Source organism: Nonomuraea sp. NPDC004580, from assembly GCF_040609855.1.
Classification (GTDB): Bacteria; Actinomycetota; Actinomycetes; order Streptosporangiales; family Streptosporangiaceae; genus Nonomuraea; species Nonomuraea salmonea.
Map to the genome: position 1 here is coordinate 84,839 of NZ_JBEXLH010000018.1, position 17,248 is coordinate 102,086.

Annotated in this window: 14 protein-coding genes; 9 read left to right on the forward strand and 5 right to left on the reverse strand. The window is 71.6% G+C overall.

Translation table 11 applies throughout. The features are described from left to right. Window positions 1-96 precede the first annotated feature (96 nt). Window positions 97-1,344: a glycoside hydrolase family 18 protein gene (locus ABZW11_RS20510; protein ID WP_355419258.1), complete on the forward strand. Its 1,248-nt coding sequence runs from the start codon at window positions 97-99 to the stop codon at window positions 1,342-1,344. A gap of 8 nt (window positions 1,345-1,352) precedes the next feature. Here ABZW11_RS20510 and ABZW11_RS20515 read toward each other — a convergent pair whose 3' ends face one another. The 3 genes from ABZW11_RS20515 to ABZW11_RS20525 all read right to left on the reverse strand — a co-directional run bounded on the left by ABZW11_RS20515 (window position 1,353) and on the right by ABZW11_RS20525 (window position 3,554). Then, window positions 1,353-2,267, reverse strand: coding sequence for a hypothetical protein (locus ABZW11_RS20515; RefSeq protein WP_355419260.1), 915 nt, complete (start codon window positions 2,265-2,267; stop codon window positions 1,353-1,355). A gap of 185 nt (window positions 2,268-2,452) precedes the next feature. Further along, window positions 2,453-2,908, reverse strand: coding sequence for a sigma-70 family RNA polymerase sigma factor (locus tag ABZW11_RS20520; RefSeq protein ID WP_355419356.1), 456 nt, complete (start codon window positions 2,906-2,908; stop codon window positions 2,453-2,455). A gap of 367 nt (window positions 2,909-3,275) precedes the next feature. Then, window positions 3,276-3,554 carry a hypothetical protein gene (locus ABZW11_RS20525; protein ID WP_355419262.1) on the reverse strand — a complete coding sequence of 93 codons (279 nt, stop codon included), beginning with the start codon at window positions 3,552-3,554 and terminating at the stop codon, window positions 3,276-3,278. Window positions 3,555-3,823: 269 nt separating this feature from the next. Between ABZW11_RS20525 and ccmA the strand changes: the two genes are divergently transcribed. After that, on the forward strand, window positions 3,824-4,447 hold the full coding sequence (ccmA, locus tag ABZW11_RS20530) for a heme ABC exporter ATP-binding protein CcmA (RefSeq protein ID WP_355419264.1): 624 nt from the start codon (window positions 3,824-3,826) through the stop codon (window positions 4,445-4,447). Beyond that, window positions 4,444-5,988, forward strand: a complete 1,545-nt coding sequence (locus tag ABZW11_RS20535; RefSeq protein WP_355419266.1) for a DUF6297 family protein — start codon at window positions 4,444-4,446, stop codon at window positions 5,986-5,988. Before ccmA ends, ABZW11_RS20535 begins: the two co-directional genes overlap by 4 nt. 9 nt (window positions 5,989-5,997) lie before the next feature. Here the strand turns inward: ABZW11_RS20535 and ABZW11_RS20540 are convergent, their stop codons facing one another. Continuing rightward, window positions 5,998-6,489 carry a GNAT family N-acetyltransferase gene (locus ABZW11_RS20540; protein WP_355419268.1) on the reverse strand — a complete coding sequence of 164 codons (492 nt, stop codon included), beginning with the start codon at window positions 6,487-6,489 and terminating at the stop codon, window positions 5,998-6,000. A 52-nt stretch (window positions 6,490-6,541) separates the two neighbouring features. After that, window positions 6,542-8,371: a translation elongation factor 4 gene (lepA, locus tag ABZW11_RS20545; RefSeq protein WP_355419270.1), complete on the reverse strand. Its 1,830-nt coding sequence runs from the start codon at window positions 8,369-8,371 to the stop codon at window positions 6,542-6,544. Window positions 8,372-8,427: 56 nt separating this feature from the next. On the opposite strand from lepA, the gene ABZW11_RS20550 reads away from it, so the two are divergent. The 6 genes from ABZW11_RS20550 to ABZW11_RS20575 all read left to right on the forward strand — a co-directional run bounded on the left by ABZW11_RS20550 (window position 8,428) and on the right by ABZW11_RS20575 (window position 17,233). Further along, window positions 8,428-9,414 carry a glycosyl hydrolase family 18 protein gene (locus ABZW11_RS20550; RefSeq protein WP_355419272.1) on the forward strand — a complete coding sequence of 329 codons (987 nt, stop codon included), beginning with the start codon at window positions 8,428-8,430 and terminating at the stop codon, window positions 9,412-9,414. A gap of 108 nt (window positions 9,415-9,522) precedes the next feature. Further along, the gene (gene rpsT / locus ABZW11_RS20555) at window positions 9,523-9,792 is read left to right on the forward strand and encodes a 30S ribosomal protein S20 (RefSeq protein ID WP_355419274.1); all 270 of its coding nucleotides are present in this window, start codon (window positions 9,523-9,525) and stop codon (window positions 9,790-9,792) included. Between the two features lie 205 nt (window positions 9,793-9,997). Next, window positions 9,998-13,051, forward strand: coding sequence for an ABC transporter permease (locus tag ABZW11_RS20560; RefSeq protein ID WP_355419276.1), 3,054 nt, complete (start codon window positions 9,998-10,000; stop codon window positions 13,049-13,051). Continuing rightward, window positions 13,048-15,630: an FtsX-like permease family protein gene (locus tag ABZW11_RS20565; protein WP_355419278.1), complete on the forward strand. Its 2,583-nt coding sequence runs from the start codon at window positions 13,048-13,050 to the stop codon at window positions 15,628-15,630. Before ABZW11_RS20560 ends, ABZW11_RS20565 begins: the two co-directional genes overlap by 4 nt. Further along, entirely contained in the window at window positions 15,627-16,544 is a 918-nt protein-coding gene (locus tag ABZW11_RS20570; RefSeq protein ID WP_355419280.1) for an ABC transporter ATP-binding protein, read from the forward strand. The genes ABZW11_RS20565 and ABZW11_RS20570 overlap by 4 nt, the downstream gene beginning before the upstream one ends. Next, window positions 16,541-17,233 carry an ABC transporter ATP-binding protein gene (locus tag ABZW11_RS20575; protein WP_345399043.1) on the forward strand — a complete coding sequence of 231 codons (693 nt, stop codon included), beginning with the start codon at window positions 16,541-16,543 and terminating at the stop codon, window positions 17,231-17,233. Before ABZW11_RS20570 ends, ABZW11_RS20575 begins: the two co-directional genes overlap by 4 nt. The last annotated feature ends 15 nt before the right edge of the window (window positions 17,234-17,248 follow it).

The window sequence follows — 17,248 nt, forward strand, 5'->3', positions numbered from 1 at the left end:
ACCGGTGCGGGTCGTTGACGAGGGCTCAGGGCGGCTCTACGATCGCGTTCAACTTATAGGAAAGTTTCCTATTTGTAGCTGTCCGGGAGCGGCCCCGTGAAGAAGAAGATCCTCATCGCCCTGTCCGTCTTACTCGGGCTCACGCTGGTCTCCGTACCGGCCGAGGCCCGCACCGGGTTCAACCGGGTCGCGTACTTCATCCAATGGGGCGTCTACGGCCGTGACTATCACGTCAAGGACGTGCACCTCAGCGGCGCCGCCGCCAAGCTCACCCACCTCAACTACGCGTTCGGGTTCGTGAACGGCGACGGCACCTGCTACTCCTCCGACCCGTGGGCCGACTGGCAGCGGCCCGTACCCGCCGAGCAGAGCGTGGACGGCGTCGCCGACGAGCCGGGACAGGCGCTCAACGGCAACCTCAACCAGCTCCGCAAGCTCAAGGCCAAGCACCCCGAGCTCAAGGTGATGATCTCGCTCGGCGGCTGGACCGGCTCCGCCGCGTTCTCCGACGCCGTGCTCACCGCCGAGTCGCGCTCCAAGCTCGCCTCCTCCTGCATCGACATGTGGCTGCGCGGCAACCTGCCCGGCCTCGAGCCCGGCGCCGCCGCGGGCGTCTTCGACGGCATCGACCTCGACTGGGAGTGGCCCGGCTCGGCCGGCGCCGAGGGCAACGTGATCAGGCCGGAGGACAAGCGCAACTTCACGCTGTTCGTGAGCGAGCTGCGCCGCCAGCTCACCGCGTTCTCGCGGAAGGCGCAGCTCAGCGCGTTCCTCCCGGCCGCCGCCGCCAAGATCGACGCGGGCTTCGAGGTACGCGAGGTCTTCAAGCAGCTCGACTTCGCCACCCTCCAGGGGTACGACCTGCACGGCACCTGGGAGCAGCAGACCGCGCACCACGCCAACCTGTTCACCGACCGGCGCGACCCCAACCCGGTGAAGTACAGCGTCGACCAGACCGTCCGCGACTACCTCAAGCGCGGGGCGCCCGCACGCAAGCTCGTGGTCGGCGTGCCCGCGTACGGGCAGGGCTGGACCGGCGTCACCGACCGCTCCAAGGGCCTCTACCAGCCCGCCACCGGCCCCGCCCCCGGCACGTGGGCCCCCGGCACCGAGGACTACAAGGACCTGGTGAACAAGCCGGGCAAGCGCCACCGCGACCTGCTCACCGGCGCCATGTGGCTGTACGACGGCAACGAGTTCTGGTCGTACGACGATCCGGCGGTCATGCTGCAGAAGGCGGCGTACATCCGGTTGAAGGGGCTCGGCGGGTTCATGCTGTGGTCCATCGACCAGGATGACTCCCGTGCCTCCCTCACCTCCGCCCTCTCCAGCGTCCTCCGCTGACCCGGGCTCTATGGGTGCGGACGATCCAGATCGAACGCCACGTCGGCCAGCCGGATCGTCCGCACCTGCGGGTCCTTGAGCAACTCCCGCAGCTCGCGGACCGAGCTGAGCTCGTCCACGTAGGCGTGGGCGAGCCCGGCCCGCGAAGCCTGCCGCAGCCGCTTCAGGCTCAGGTCGAAGGAGCGCAGGTTGGCGTCGTCGTGGTCACGCAGCAGCCCGACCCACGCCCGGAACTGCGGCAGCCCGCCCCGGCACACCTCATCCGTGACGTCGCCGCCCCTGCGAAGGTCCGCCGGGTCGGTCCAGTAGCCGAAGCCCCACGTGATCGGCAGTGACCCGGGCCTGCGTTCGTACACGACCCGTTCGGCGCAGGAGTCGTGGCGCCGTACGAACGCCTCGAACTCCGCCTCCCCCAACGGCCGCTCGAACTCCACCACCGCCAGCGCGCTCAGGTCGGCCGGCAACCGGGCGAGCACCTGCTTCACCTCCTCCTTCCTCCCCAGCGTGGTGCCGACGTTGAACAACGACTGGGACAGCCTGGTGTTGGCGGTGTGACCGAGCGGCAGCCGCCCGACCCGCCCGAAGAAGTCCTGACTGATCGCGAACGTCTGGCTCCCGCCCGGCCAGGCCCCGGCGGGTCCCATGGGACGCGCGCTCACCTGGAACGACATCGAGACGGGCGTCGTCTCGCAGCAGGGGTCGTTCGTCACGAGATAGGCGGGGTTGTACATCTTGAACGCGGTCCCGAGCACGTCCATCATGCGACGCTCACGATCGCCCCGCTTCTGCACCAGCGACGCCCCCTCGGTCACGACCACCGCGACCAGCGCCAGCACCGCCAGCACGCTGACCACCGTCCGCACCAGCCCCCGCCGGACGGCACGCCTGGTACGCCTGGGATCGAAGTCCGGCATCGCGGGCAACTCCGGCAGGCTACGTGCAGAACCCGCCGCCTCCGGCGCATCGAGCCGGCCATGCGCGCCCGGCGCATCGAGCGAACCTGGCGCGCCCGGCGCATCGGATGGGACAGGAGTATCCGGCGTATCGATTGGGCCAGGCGTACTTGACGCATCTTGCGGGCCAGGCGTGCCCGGCCTATCGGACGTGCTCATGCATCCTCCCCGTACAGGTCGGCGAAGGCGGCCCGCGCCCGCCACACCGCGGTCTTGATCGAGTTGTGCGACCTTCCGGTCATAGCGGCCACCTCGACCATCGAGAAGCCCTCGAAGTAGACCAAGGTGAGCAGGCGCCGCTGCTGCTCGGGCAGCCGCTCCAGCGCGTCGCGCACGTCCAGCGCGGCCACGTGCAGCGGCGGCACACCGAGCTCATCGGCGTCGGGCAGCACAAGCTCCCGCCGGCTCCTGCGTACGTGATCGAGCAGCACGTTTCTGGCGATCGTGAGGAGCCACGCAGCCGCGTTCTCCCCTCGCCAGCCGAGCAGCGCCCTGGTCGCCTTGACGAAGGTCTCCTGCGCCAAGTCCTCGGCGAGATGCGGATCGCGGGTCCTGCGCAGAAGGAACCCGCACACGAGCGGCCAGTGCTCGCGATAGAGCTCCTCGATGATGTCGCCCCCCGAACGGTTTCAATGGTCATGTCACCAACAGACGCACCAGAACCCGCAATGGTCACACCAACCTCAAACCCACAAAGCCCAACCGCTCACCCCAGCCCCTCCACCGCCTCGACCTCCCGCCAGCACCGACCACGCGGCACAACCAAACCCCCGGGCCGCCCGCCCGCATGAACGGCCCAGACTGCGCAGCCCGGCCGCTGGGCTGTGTGTCCACCCTCGGGTGGAGATCTGCGAAGCTCCACCCGCTGGTCGATCCGCCGCGACAGCCCCGTCCCTACCGTCACGTGTCATGAATCCCGTCGAAACCATGCTGGCCTGGCTGGCCTCGATAGCGGTGACGCCTACCGCCACGGCCTGGTCACCCCCGGCTGAGCCCACCTCGAGAACGCCCGCCAGGATGCCCGTTGAGCTGGGACTCCTCGTCGAATCCGGCGAGCTGTAAGAGCGTCTCCAACGCCGCCTGCCGGGTCTCCTCGACCGAGTCACCGCGTTCGCCGAAGCACTCGGCCGCCACGTCGAGCAGCGTCGCCACCACCGCCGCGTCGGGATAGGGCACATCGACCAGGACGGTGCCGTCAGCCGCCTCCTCCCCCTCGCCCACGTGGCGTCTCAGCAGCCGCCGTGTCTCCTCGGCCACGGCGACCCCAAGAACGGCTGCACGCTCGAATCGCTCAGAAGCAATCACGTCACCCTCCAGTCGCACAGGTGTTCGGAGATGGAAAGGTAGACGACGGCACCGACAAAATCCGCCCGCCAGCCCGACACGGCTCGGCTCGACTCGGCCGGCCCGCTGAACGCTGCGCCGCTTGACGGACCTCCGGATGCGTCGGGGGTGGTGGCGGAGACCCTTCGCCGGCTGTGGCGGCCGATCGCGCGATTGCGCTGCTGGTCAGCTAGCCTCGAACCGTGGCAGACCCCATCATCTGCGTCGATTCCCTCTCGGTTGAGCTCGGCGGCAATCCCGTACTCCGCGACCTGACGTTCACCGTGGCGCCGGGTGAGATCGCGGCCGTGGTGGGGCCCAACGGCTCCGGGAAGTCCACGCTGCTGCGCTGCCTGGCCGGGCTGCAGCCCGCCACCGCAGGTGGGGTACGCGTGTTCGGCGCCGCGCCGGTGGACGACGCCCGGTTCTGGGGCCGGGTCGCGCTGCTGGGCGATGAGCCCGCCTGGTATCCTGGGCTCACCACCCGCGAGCACCTGGAGCTGATGGGCGCCGTGCACCGTGCCGCGCGGATGACCGTGGACGCGGCGCTGGAGACGTTCGCACTGGTGGAGCGGGCGGACGCGGCTCCGCTGAACCTCTCCACCGGTCAGCGCCAGCGCCTCGCCCTCGCCGCCGCCCTGCTCAGGCCGAGCGAGCTGCTGCTCCTCGACGAGCCGGAACGCGGTCTCGACGTCGAGTTCCGGGCCGCCCTGGGCGATCTGCTCGACGAGTACGCCTCCGAGGGCGGCACCGTCGTCCTGGCCACCCACGACCAGGACCTCGCCGGCCACGGCCGCCGCGTCCTCCCGTCAGGCGTCCCCGCGTGACCGGCCTCTCCTCCGACGACCGACCGATGGCCGAGTCCGGCGTACGGGCCGTTCGCGCGTACCTGCGCTCCCGTGGTCCCGCCCCCGCCGGCCTCCTCGACCGGTACGTCACCGGGTTCTGCCTGCTCATGGCCGTCATGGTGCTCGGGCACCCGCTGGCCGGGGTGTTCGCGGGGCTGGCGGGCCCGGTCGATCCAGGCAGGATGGGAGCGGGTGCGGCGCTGCTCTCGCTCGCCCTGGCCGGCTTCCTGGCGGGTGCGCGGACGGCGGGCCCCGTGGTGCTGAACGGGCCTGACGCCTCCTGGCTGCTGCTCTCCCCGCTCAACCGCCGGGACCTGCTGGCCCGTCCGGCCAGGACGCTGGGCGTGGTGGCGCTGGTGGCGGGCCTGCTATTCGGGGTGGGCCTGCTGGCGGTGCTGGGAGCGCCTGATCAGCTCGTGTGGCGGGTGCTCGCCGCGCTCGTGCTCGGCGTGGCGACGACCGTGGGCGGGATGGCGCTGGCGGTGCTCGGGCAGGCGGGTCAGGCAGCGCAGGCGGGGCGGGCGGGTCAGCCGTGGCAGCTCTGGCTGACCATGGTGATCCTCGCGCTGCTGGTGCTGGCGGCGGTGGCGGTGACGAACCAGGTGCGTACAGTGCTGACCGTGGCGGCGCATGCCCCGCTGTCAGCCCTGGCCGCCACGGCAGCCGGGGCGGTCGTGACGGCGGGGCTGCTGGCCCGGCGCGCCTGGCGTTCGCTCGACCACATCCCCGCCCGTACGCTCACGACCACCTCCACCCGAGCCGGGCACGTGGCGAACGCCACCGCGTCGCTGGACACCGGCACGCTCACCTGGATCGTCGAGGACAACCACTGGCGCGCCAGGAGACTCGGTTCCCGTCGCTGGCCGCGGCTGTCCGGGCCGCTCGCGCCCGCCTGGCAGGACTGGCGGCGCCTGGCCCGCAGACCGGGATGGCTGGCGACGATCGCGGGGACGTCGGTGCTGCCCACGGTCCTCGGTCAGGCGGGCGCTCCCCCGGCGGCGCTCGCGATCGCGGTCCTGGCGGGCGGGCTGGCCGTGGCCGCGACGGCCACCTCGGGTGCCCGCCGCGACGCCGACAACCCGGCCCTGGCCAGGCTCATCGGAACCGCACACCGCCCCACGCTGGCGGCCCGCGCGGTGCTGCCCGCCCTGCTGAGCGGCACGTGGACGTCCCTGGCCCTCTTCCTGACCGGCCTGAGCGGCGCCGCGAACCTGCCCCTGAGTGACGTAGCGCCCCTGGGGCTGGTGGTGGCGCCCGCTCTGGCGGCGGCAGCGCTCCGCATGGCCAGGCGCGCGCCGGTCGACCACTCGATGCCGGTCATCGAGACGCCTGGCGGCCCGATCCCCACCGGTGTGCTGAAGTGGGCGGCCACGGGGCCCGACCTGGCGTTGGCCGGCTCGCTGCCCGCCCTGATCGCCCTCACCACCCCAGGCGCCGCCACGGCCCCCTACCTGGCGGCTCAAGCCGTGTGGAGCGCGGTGGTGCTGGCGGGATACGTCTGGCGCAGCAGAGCACGATGAGGGAGCGGCTCAGGCCACGTACAGGTCGCTCGGCACGCCCCCGTACGGGATGGTGCGATCTCGCCGCATGCCCGCCCGCTCCGCGACCTTGCGCGACGGCTCGTTGATGTCGCGGATGACCGCGACCACCGTTCCCAGCGACTTCCCCACGTCAAGGGCCGCCCGGGCGAGCTCCAGCGCGTAGCCGTGCCCCCACGCGGAGGGCCGGAACCGGTAATAGAGGTTGAGCACGTGCTGCCCGTCCACGATGGCGTGCCGCAGCCCGCCGAAGCCCAGCACATGGGAGTCGCCGAGCGGTCGCGCGGCCCAGTAGCCGATGCCGCGTTCGTCCCAGTCGTCGAGCCACAGGCCGAGCATGGCCCGGCTGGACTCGATGTCGGTGACGGGTCCGCTGGGATGGTAGACGCTGGTGCGCGGGTCGGAATGGATCTCGTGTACGGCGTCCAGATCATCAACCGTCACCCGAGACAGGGCCATACGCGCCGTCTGCACCATTTCCATGCTTTCAGGGTATTTCGCCGGGGCAAAGGACGGCACGAGCCCCGGCGACCCCCTACTTCTTGGCCTTCTCTCCGCCGGAGTCGGTGGACAGCGCGGCGACGAAGGCCTCCTGGGGCACCTCGACCCGGCCGACCATCTTCATCCGCTTCTTGCCTTCCTTCTGCTTCTCCAGCAGCTTCCGCTTACGGGAGATGTCACCGCCGTAGCACTTGGCGAGGACGTCCTTACGGATGGCGCGGATGTTCTCGCGGGCGATGACCCTGGCCCCGATGGCGGCCTGGATCGGCACCTCGAACTGCTGCCGCGGGATCAGCTCGCGCAGCTTCTTGGCCATGTCGACGCCATAGGCGTACGCCTTGTCCTTGTGGACGATGGCGCTGAAGGCGTCGACCGCCTCGCCCTGCAGCAGGATGTCGACCTTGACCAGGTCGGCCTCCTGCTCGCCCGCGGGCTCGTAGTCGAGCGAGGCGTAGCCGCGGGTGCGCGACTTGAGCTGGTCGAAGAAGTCGAAGATGATCTCGCCGAGCGGCAGCGTGTAGCGGATCTCGACGCGGTCTTCCGACAGGTAGTCCATGCCGAGGAGCTGGCCGCGCCGCCCCTGGCAGATCTCCATGATCGCGCCGATGAACTCGGCGGGCGCGAGGATCGTGGACTTGGTGACCGGCTCGAAGACCTGCGCGATCTTGCCGCCGGAGGGGAACTCGGACGGGTTGGTGACCGAGAGCTCCTTGCCGTCCTCCATGACCACGCGGTAGATGACGTTGGGCGCGGTGGAGATGAGCGACAGCCCGAACTCGCGCTCCAGCCGCTCGCGCACGATCTCCATGTGCAGCAGCCCGAGGAACCCGACGCGGAAGCCGAACCCGAGCGCCGCCGACGTCTCCGGCTCGTAGACCAGCGCGGCGTCGTTGAGCTGCAGCTTGTCGAGCGCCTCGCGCAGCTCGGGGTATTCGTCGCCGTCGATCGGATAGAGCCCGGAGAACACCATGGGCTTGGGGTGCTCGTAGCCGGCCAGCATCTCCCCGGCGGGCTTGGCGGCCGAGGTGACGGTGTCGCCGACCCGCGACTGGCGGACGTCCTTCACACCGGTGATGAGGTAGCCCACCTCGCCGACGCCGAGCCCGAGCTCGGCGGGCTTGGGCTCGGGCGAGATGACGCCGATCTCGAGCGTCTCGTGGGTGGCGCTGGTCGACATCATGAGGATGCGCTCGCGCTTGCTCAGATGACCGTCGATGACCCGCACGTACGTCACCACGCCGCGGTAGGTGTCGTAGACGGAGTCGAAGATGAGCGCCCGCGCGGCCTCGTCGGCCTGGCCGACGGGCGCGGGCACCGTCTGGACCACGTGGTCGAGCAGCTCGCGTACGCCCTCACCGGTCTTGCCCGACACCTTGAGCACGTCGGAGGGGTCGCACCCGATGAGCCCCGCCAGCTCTTCGGCGAACTTCTCCGGCTGCGCCGCCGGCAGGTCGATCTTGTTGAGGACGGGGATGATGTGCAGGTCGGCGTTCATGGCCAGATAGAGGTTGGCCAGGGTCTGCGCCTCGATGCCCTGGGCGGCGTCGACCAGCAGGATGGCGCCCTCGCACGCCTGCAGCGAGCGCGACACCTCGTAGGTGAAGTCGACGTGGCCGGGCGTGTCGATCATGTTGAGCACGTGGCCGTCCCACGGCAGCCGCACGGCCTGGGACTTGATCGTGATGCCGCGTTCGCGCTCGATGTCCATCCTGTCGAGGTATTGCGCCCGCATGGTGCGGTCGTCGACCACGCCGGTGATCTGCAGCATCCGGTCGGCAAGCGTCGACTTGCCATGGTCGATATGCGCGATGATGCAGAAGTTGCGGATCAACGCGGGGTCGGTCTGGCCAGGCTGAGTGCGCACCGAAGTCCGTTTCGACAGGGTTGAGGTCAGGCAGTCTTCCATGGTGACATGCCCGGGTGATTGCCCGAACCGTCATCCGCCGCGGCCTGCGCCTGATCGCGCTTGCCTTGGCCGTCCTGGTCGCGCTGGCCGGCCTGCTCGCCGCAGCGCTCCGCCTCCAGTTTACCGGTGCGCCGGCGGCCTGGGCGAAGAGCACAGGCAACGACGCCCTCTGGCTCGGCCACGCATGGGTGGACGGCCGCCGTACAGAGCGCGACCTGGAGCAGCTCGCCGTACGGCTGCGCACGACAGGGGTCAAGGACCTGTACGTCCACTCCGGCCCGTTCGAGGCGGACGGTCGATTAAATCCTGCTAAATACCCCAACGCAGGAAATTTCATCCAATGGGTACGAGAACATCTCCCCGGCCTCCGCGTCTCCGCCTGGCTCGGCCAGAAGGTGGACGGCACCCTCGACCTCGACGACCCCCGCTCCCGCACGAACGTCCTGACCAGCGTCGCCGCCATCATGAACCAGGGCTTCGACGGCATCCACTACAACTTCGAGCCCATCGGCGACGGCGACACCGAGTTCCTGGAGCTGCTGGCGCAGACGAGGCGGCACACCCGCCTGCTGTCGACCTCGACCCCGCAGGTGGAGCCCTACTGGGGCCTGCGCCTGGCCGCCAGAGCCGCACTGGGCCACGACAAGTACTGGTCGCAGGGCTACTTCCAGGAGGTCGCCGCCCGGGTCGACCAGGTGGCGGTCATGACGTACGACTCCTTCACGCCTCTCCAGTCCCTGTACGGCGGCCACGTCGCCCGCCAGGCCAGGCTCGCGCTGGACCTGGTGCCGCAGGACAAGACCCTCTACATCGGCGCGCCCGCGTACCACGACCACGGCGTACCCTGGCTGGACGGAGCCGAGAGCGTGGCGATGGCCGCGGAGGGCGCCCGGCTGGCGCTGACCGACCACGGCAGGCGCGAGCGCTTCGGCCTGGCCCTCTATGTCGACTTCGCCGCGACGGAAGAGGACTGGCACGAGTACATGACACGATGGCGTTGATTTGAGCAGCCGCCTCGGTTATTGGTAGCCTGGGCTACTGCGTGTGGCGCGCCCTCTCTCGAGCCCGCGCGCCCCATCCATCACTCAGACTTTCACCGAGGCTTCTTCGTGGCGAACATCAAGTCCCAGATCAAGCGCAACAAGCAGAACGAGAAGGCTCGCCTGCGCAACAAGGCGGTCAAGTCGTCCCTGAAGACGGCCGTCCGCAAGTTCCGCGAGGCCGCCGAGCAGGGTGACGTCGAGCAGGCCGTGGCCCTTCAGCGGGTCGCCGCCCGCCAGCTCGACAAGGCCGCGAGCAAGGGCGTCATCCACAAGAACCAGGCCGCCAACCGCAAGTCCGCGATCGCCAAGCAGGCCGCGGCGCTGGCCGCCAAGTAAGCAGCGACGCCGCGGCAGCGGCCACGGCGCTTCTCGACGCCGCACTCCACATGTCCGGAGTGCGGCGTTCTTGTCGTTTCCGAATGCGTTTTGTCACAGTTTCGATATCACACAGCCGTATCGGGTGAGTCACCGTTGCAGAGATCACCTTGCCCGTCACCTGCGCCATCCCCGAGGGTGCACTAAACACGACTAAGGGGGATGCATGCGGGGGCCGTTGGTCGTCAAAAGGGCGCTCAGCGAGCCGCTGCTTCTCCTGGCCGCGTTCGGGTCGATCCTGCTCGCCACCACCACGCTGGTGGCGCTCACCATGTACGCCTCCTCCATCGCCGACGCGGGCGTCCGCAGGACGATGGAGACGGCCTCCTACGAGCAGATCGCCGCCACGGTCAGCGCCCCCGTCACGGCCAAGACGTTCCCCGAGTTCGACAAGGCCGTGCGCGCGGAGCTGACCGGCGCCTACACCCGCCCGCCCGAGCTGAGCACCAGCTTCCGCTCCGACTCCTACACCATGCCGGGCCAGGAGGACAGGCAGCGGCCCGAGCTGCTGCGCTTCGGCGGCTACGACGGGCTCGACCGGCAGGCGCGGCTGGTCAGCGGCGCCTGGCCGCAGCCGGGCGACGACCCGGTGCAGGCGGTCATCTCGCTGTCGGCGGCCTCGGAGACCGGGTTCAAGGTCGGGCAGGAGTTCAGCACGCGCGGCCGGCTCGACAGCCGTCCCGTGCGGGTGCGCGTGGTCGGCGTGTTCCAGCTCGACGACCCGTTCGGGGCGCGCTGGGCGGGCGAGCAGCTGCTCAGCCGGGGCGTCGAGCGCGGCGACTTCACCACGTACGGGCCGCTGATGGTGCCCCGTGAGACGTTCATCGCCCGCTTCGCCACCAGCGTGAACGCCACCTGGACCGCCGTCCCCGACCTGCGCGCGCTCACCCCCGAGCAGCTGCGCCCGATGGCCGGCGCGGTCGCCGGCCTGGAGCAGCGGCTGAAGGCGGCCGGCTGCGGCAGCTGCGTGGCCGCGAGCCACCTGCCCGAGATCCTCACCCAGCTCGACACCGCCTCGCTGGTGGCCCGCTCCACCATGCTGATCCCGGTGCTGCAGCTGCTGTTGCTGGCCGCCTACGCGCTGATGCTGACCGCGCGGCTGCTGGCCGACCACCGCCGCATGGAGGTGGCGCTGCTGCGCTCGCGCGGCGCGGGAACCGTGCGGCTGGCGGTGCTGGCGGGCGGTGAGGCGCTGCTGGTGGCCTTGCCGTGCGCGGTCATCGCGCCGTTCCTCGGCCCGCCGCTGCTGGCCGCGATCAACCGGCTGCCGTGGATCGAGGCCGCCGGGGTGCGGCTGTCGCCGTCGGCCGACCTGGGAACGTTCCTGGTGTCGTTCGGGGTGGCGCTGGCCGCGGCCGTGCTGCTGATGGCGCCGGCGCTGGCCGGGGCGCGGCGGACGTACGTGGAGGAGCAGGCGGCGCGCGGGCGCGGCGGCGGGCGCGGCCTCATCGAACGGGCGGGCGCCGACCTCGCGCTGCTGGTCGTGGCCGGGCTCGCGATCTGGCAGCTGCAACGCTACGGCGCGCCCGTGACCACGACGGCGGCCGGCGGCCTGGGCATCGACCCGCTGATCATCTCCGGGCCGGCGCTGGCCCTGCTCACCGGCGGCATGCTGGGGCTGCGGCTGGTGCCGCGGGTGTCCAAGCTGGCCGAGAAGATCACTTCCAGGCGGCCCGCGCTCGCCCCCGCGCTCGGCGCGTGGCAGGTGAGCAGGCGCCCGCTCAAGTACGCCGGGCCCGCGCTGCTGCTCACGATGGCCATCGCGATCGGCATCGTGTCGCTGGCGACCGCCGCGACCTGGCGCACGTCCCAGCTCGACCAGGCCCGCCACCAGGCCGGGGCCGACCTGCGGCTGTCAGGGCCGCCGGACGGCACCGAGCTGGGGGCGCTCGGGCGCGGCACCGCGTTCACCACGCTGCCCGGCATCGGCGCCGCGTCGCCCGGCTTCCGCGGGCAGGTGGACGTCGGCGGCGAGAACGCGATGCTGGTCACGCTCGACGCGAGCAAGCTGGGCGAGCTGTTCCACCTGCGCCCCGACCTGTCGGAGCAGCCGGTGAGCGAGCTGTCGCGCACGCTGCTCGGCAGCCGTACGGACCGGCTCGAGCTGCCGGGGAAGCCCGCCAAGCTCACCGTGCACGCCGAGGCGAGCGACGAGGTGGCGGCGCGGCTGGTGCTCACCGACGCGCTCGGCGTCTGGCGGGACGTGCCGCTCGGCGTGCTCAAGGCGGGCACCAGCCAGGTCGAGGTGGACCTGCGGACGCTGGCCGGGCGGAAGGGGCGGATCACCTACCCGGTGTCGCTGCTCGGCGTGATCGCCGGGGCGCCCTCGGGCAGCGCGACGCTCAAGGTGACCGGGCTGAGCGCCGACGGGCAGCAGGTGGCCGCGCCGCCGCTGACGATGGAGGCCGAGCTCAGCAGCGCCGCGACGTTCGTCAAAGGAGCGCAGCCGGGGCCGATGCCGGTGGTGCTGACCGCCGACCTGGCCGCCGCGCTCAAGCTCTCCCCGGGGCAGTCGGGGCGGGTCAGCATCGACCGCCGGGTGCTGCCGGTGAAGGTCGCGGGCGTCGTCGAGAGCATGCCGACCACCACGGCCGGGCAGCAGGCCGTACTCGCCGACTGGGAGACGATGCAGGCGTACGAGCTGGCCATGGCCCAGCCACCGAGGCCCGCCACCGAATGGTGGCTGGGCACCGACGACCCAGGCGCCGCCACGGCCGCGCTCAAGAGCCACCCCGAATGGGACGTCACCGTGCTCGACCAGCGTGCACTCGCCGCCACCCTCCAGGACGACCCGTTGGCCAGCGGGCTCCAGGGGGCGCTCATGCTGGGCTTCCTCGCGGCGCTGGTGTTCGCGGCGCTCGGCTTCCTGGTGAACGCGGCCGTCGCGGCGCGTGAGCGGCTGGCCGAGTTCGCGATCCTGCGGGCGCTCGGAGTGAGCCCGCGGCAGGTGTTCGGGATGCTGGCCATGGAGCAGGCGTTCGTCGTGGGGCTGTCGCTGCTGGCCGGCACCGGGCTCGCGTTCGTCGTGGGCGAGCTGGTCGTGCCGCACATCGTGCTCACCGGGCAGGCCGCGGCCGTCACGCCCGGCGTGCTGCTCGACATCCCCTGGGCGGCGACCGCCCTCATGCTGGTGCTGGTGACGGCGGTGCTGTTCGCGATCCTCGCCGGGCTGGCACGCACCGTACGCGGCCAGGGCCTCAGCCTACGGGAGGAACAGTGAGGACGTGGCTGCTCGCCCGGGTGCACCTGGGCCCGCTGGCCGTGCTCTTCGCGCTGACGTTGAGCGCCTGCCTGCTGGTCGCCGGGCTGCCACGGGCCACGCAATCGGCCTACGACCAGGCGCTGCACCGCGCGCTGACCGGCGCGCCCGGCGTGCAGACCGACCTGACGGTCACCGTCGGGTCCTGGTCACCGGCGCTCGACCTGCGCGAACGCGCCCAGTTCGACACCCGCGACCGCCTCTGGCACAAGATCCTGCCCGCCGGGCTGCGTCCCCTGGTGACCGGGCCGGGCCACATGAGCGCCAAGACCACGCTCACCCCCATCGCGGGCACCGGCGGCTCGTCCTACCTCAACGTGGGCTGGCTGTCCGACGCCGGCCAGCGCGTCGAATGGGTGCGCGGCCGCGCACCCGGCACGCCCTCGACCATGCGGTACGAGGGCAAGACGATCCCCGTGTTCGAGGCCGGGATCGTCGACGAGGCCGAGCGGGAGATGGGCCTCGGCATCGGCAAGACCACGGTGATCGGCGAGCACGACCACGCCGCCGTCAAGATCGTCGGTGTCTTCCGCGCCAAGCAGCCCGACGACCGCTACTGGTCGCACCACAACGACCTCCTGCACGTGCTGAAGCAGCAGCCGCCGGGCAGCCTCGACTTCGAGAAGCACGCCACCGCCCTGCTGTCCGACGCCGGGCTGGCCGTCCTGAGCGGCGAGGGACGCAACCTCGCCTACCGGTGGACGCTGCCGCTCGACCCCCGAGAGGCGACCGCGCTGGCCGTGCCGGGGCTGCTGAACGACGTCGCCGAGTTCGGCCGGGTCGTGGACGTCCAGTCGAACGGGCCCGTCAGCCCGTACCGGCTGGAGACCGGGCTGCCCAACCTGCTCACCGGGTTCCAGGCGGAGCTGTCCACCGCGCAGACCGTGATGTCCCTCGTGCTCGGCGGGCTGCTGGCGGTCGCGCTCGGCGTGATCGTGCTGGCCCTGCAACTGCTGGCCGACCGGCTCGACCACACGTTGTCGCTGGCCAGGGCCCGTGGCGGGTCGCTGGGGCAGGTGGCCCGCACGGCGGCCGGGCTGACCGCCGTCGCCGTCGTGCCGGGGGCCGTCGCGGGGTACGCGCTGTCGTACCTGGTGCCGGGGCCCGTGCTGCCGATCGTGCACGCCGGGCCGGTGTTCGTGGTGCCGGTGGCCGTCGGCTTCGCCGCCGCCCGGCTCGCGCTGGCCCACCGCACCCCCTTGCACGAGCGGCGCGAGGACGTCGCCACCGCGCGGCCGTCCGCCCGGCGGATCACGCTGGAGGTGCTCATCGTCGTGCTGGCCGTGGCGGGGGCGTACCTGCTGCGGGCCAGGGGGCTGAGCGCGTCGGCGGGGCAGGATCCGTTCCTGCTGGTGGTGCCGGTCGCGCTGACCGTGGCGGCGGCGCTGGTCACGTTGCGCTGCTATCCGTACCCGCTGCGGCTGATCGTCCGGCTGGCCGCGCGCGGGCGGGCCGCGGTGCCGTTCCTGGGGCTGACCAGGGCGGCGCGGGCGCGGGCCGCCGCCGTCCTGCCGGTGCTGATCCTGCTGCCCGCGCTGGCCGTGTCGGTCTTCGCCGCCGTCGTCACCGACGGCATCGCCGGCACCCAGCGGCTGGCGTCCTGGCAGCAGACCGGCGCGCCGATCAAGATGACGTCCGAGATCGAGATCCCGGCCGGGACGATCGACAAGATCCGCGCGGTGCCCGGCGTCGAGCAGGTCGTGCTCGCCCAGCGGGGCCAGGTCCAGGTCGGGTACGGCGCCGAGCGGGCCGAGGCACTCGCCGTGGACATCGCGCAATGGCGGTCGATCCTGGCCGACGCGCCCGTGAGCGTGCCGCCGCTGTCGGAAGGCGTGCTGGTCTCCCCCGAGCTGCGCGGGCGCGGCACGCTCGACCTCGGCTGGCAGTCCCGGCTCAAGCTGCCCGCCCGCGGCGTCGTCGAGTCGGTGCCCGGCTTCTTCACCAAGGGCAAGTTCCTCATCGTGCCCATCGGCGTCCAGCTTCGCCCCGCCGTGAACACGCTGCTCATCAAGGGCGACGCGGACGTGGCCGAGCTGGCCGCGCTCGCGCCGTCGGCCACCGTCACCTCCCAGGAGGGCGTGCTGGCCGCCATCCAGGGCGACCCGCTGACCAGCACCGTACGCACGACGCTGGCCATCGTGACCGCCGCGCTGGCCGGTTACGCGCTGCTCGCCGTCGTCCTGACGCTCATCGTCGGCGCGGCCGACCGCGCCAGGGCGGTCTCCTTCCTGCGTACGCTCGGCCTGTCCGACCGGCAGGCGCAGCGGCTCACCGTCCTGGAGATCATGCCCGTGATCATCGTCACCGCGCTGGCCGGTCTGTGCCTCGGCCTGGCGCTGCCCGCCGCGCTCGGGCCCGGCGTCGACCTGTCGTCCTACGCCGGTGACCTGCCCGTCGGCGACTACTCACCCGACCCCGTCCTGCCCAGCGCGCTGGCCGCCGGGCTCGCCGTCGTCGCCGTGCTCGGCGCGTACGTCCACACCGCCATCAGCCGCCGCCGCAGTCTCGGCGCCGTCCTTCGAGTGGGGGACCTCACATGAACCCGACACTGTCCGAGCTGGAAGCCAAGGCCACGAAGGAGAAGGCCGCGTTCGGCGGGGACGCGCACATCGTGTGCGACAACCTCGTCCGCATCTACAAGACCGAGGGCGTCGAGGTCGTCGCGCTGCAGGGGCTCGACCTCGTCATCGACGAGGGCGAGCTGGTCGCCATCGTCGGCGCCTCGGGGTCCGGCAAGTCCACGCTGCTCAACGTGCTGTCCGGGCTCGACGTGCCGACCGCGGGCGTGGCCAGGGTGGCCGGCATGGACCTGCTGTCGATGACCGCGCGCGACCGGCTGCGGTACCGGCGGTCCGTCGTGGGCTTCATCTGGCAGCAGACCGCGCGGAACCTGCTGCCGTACCTGACCGCCAAGGAGAACGTCGAGCTGCCGATGAAGCTGGCCGGCAAGCTCCGCCGCGAGCGCGCCGGCGAGCTGCTCGACCTGCTCGGCGTCGCCTCCTGCGCCGACCGCAGGCCGCCCGAGATGTCCGGCGGGCAGCAGCAGCGCGTCGCCATCGCCGTCGCCCTGGCCAACTCGCCGCAGCTCATCCTCGCCGACGAGCCCACGGGCGAGCTGGACAGCGAGACGTCCGAGCAGGTCTTCGAGTCGCTGCGCACCGCCAACAGGGAGCTGGGCGTGACCGTCGTCATCGTCACCCACGATCCGCTGGTGGCCGAGCAGGTGGACCGCACGGTAGGCATCCGCGACGGGCGCACGAGCAGCGAGACTGTACGCCGCGAAGGGGCGGAAGGGCAGATCATCGCCGAGGAGTACGCCGTACTCGACCGCGTCGGCCGCCTCCAGCTCCCGCGCGACTTCATGAACGCCCTGGAGATGGAACGGCGCGTGCGCCTCGAACTCGAATCCGACCACATCGGCGTGTGGCCCGCCCGAGAGGAGCCTTCCGAATGAGTCAGTCGCCCCTGGTCGAGGTCGAAGGGCTGCGCAAGGTCTACCGCACCGGGCCCAAGGAGGTCGTGGCGCTGCGGGACGTGTCGTTCTCCGTCTTCCCCGGCGAGCTCGTCGCGCTGCGCGGGCGGTCGGGCTCCGGCAAGACCACGCTGCTCAACCAGATCGGCGGCCTGGACAAACCGGACGCCGGCCGGGTGGTCGTGGACGGGCGTGAGATCACCGCCATGTCCGAGGACGAGCTGCTCGCCGTACGGCGCGACGTCGTCGGGTTCGTGTTCCAGTCGTTCGGGCTGATCCCCGTCCTGTCGGCGGCCGAGAACGTGGGCGTGCCGATGCGGCTGATGCGCGCGCCGGCGGCCGAGCGCGAGGCCAGGGTCCGCATGCTGCTCGCGCTCGTCGGGCTCGAGCAGCACGTCAACCAGCGGCCGTACGAGCTGTCCGGCGGGCAGCGGCAGCGCGTCGCCATCGCCCGCGCCCTGGCCAACCGGCCCCGGCTGCTCGTGGCCGACGAGCCGACCGGGCAGCTCGACTCGCAGACCGGGCGGCAGATCATGGAGCTGCTGCGGGCGCTCGTCCGCAGCGAGGGGGTCACGGCCCTGGTCGCGACCCATGACCCGAGCTTGATGACGGTGGCGGACCGGGTGCTGGAGATCAGCGACGGCGTCGTCCACGAGGCCGCCCTGACGTGAGGACGGACGGGTGCA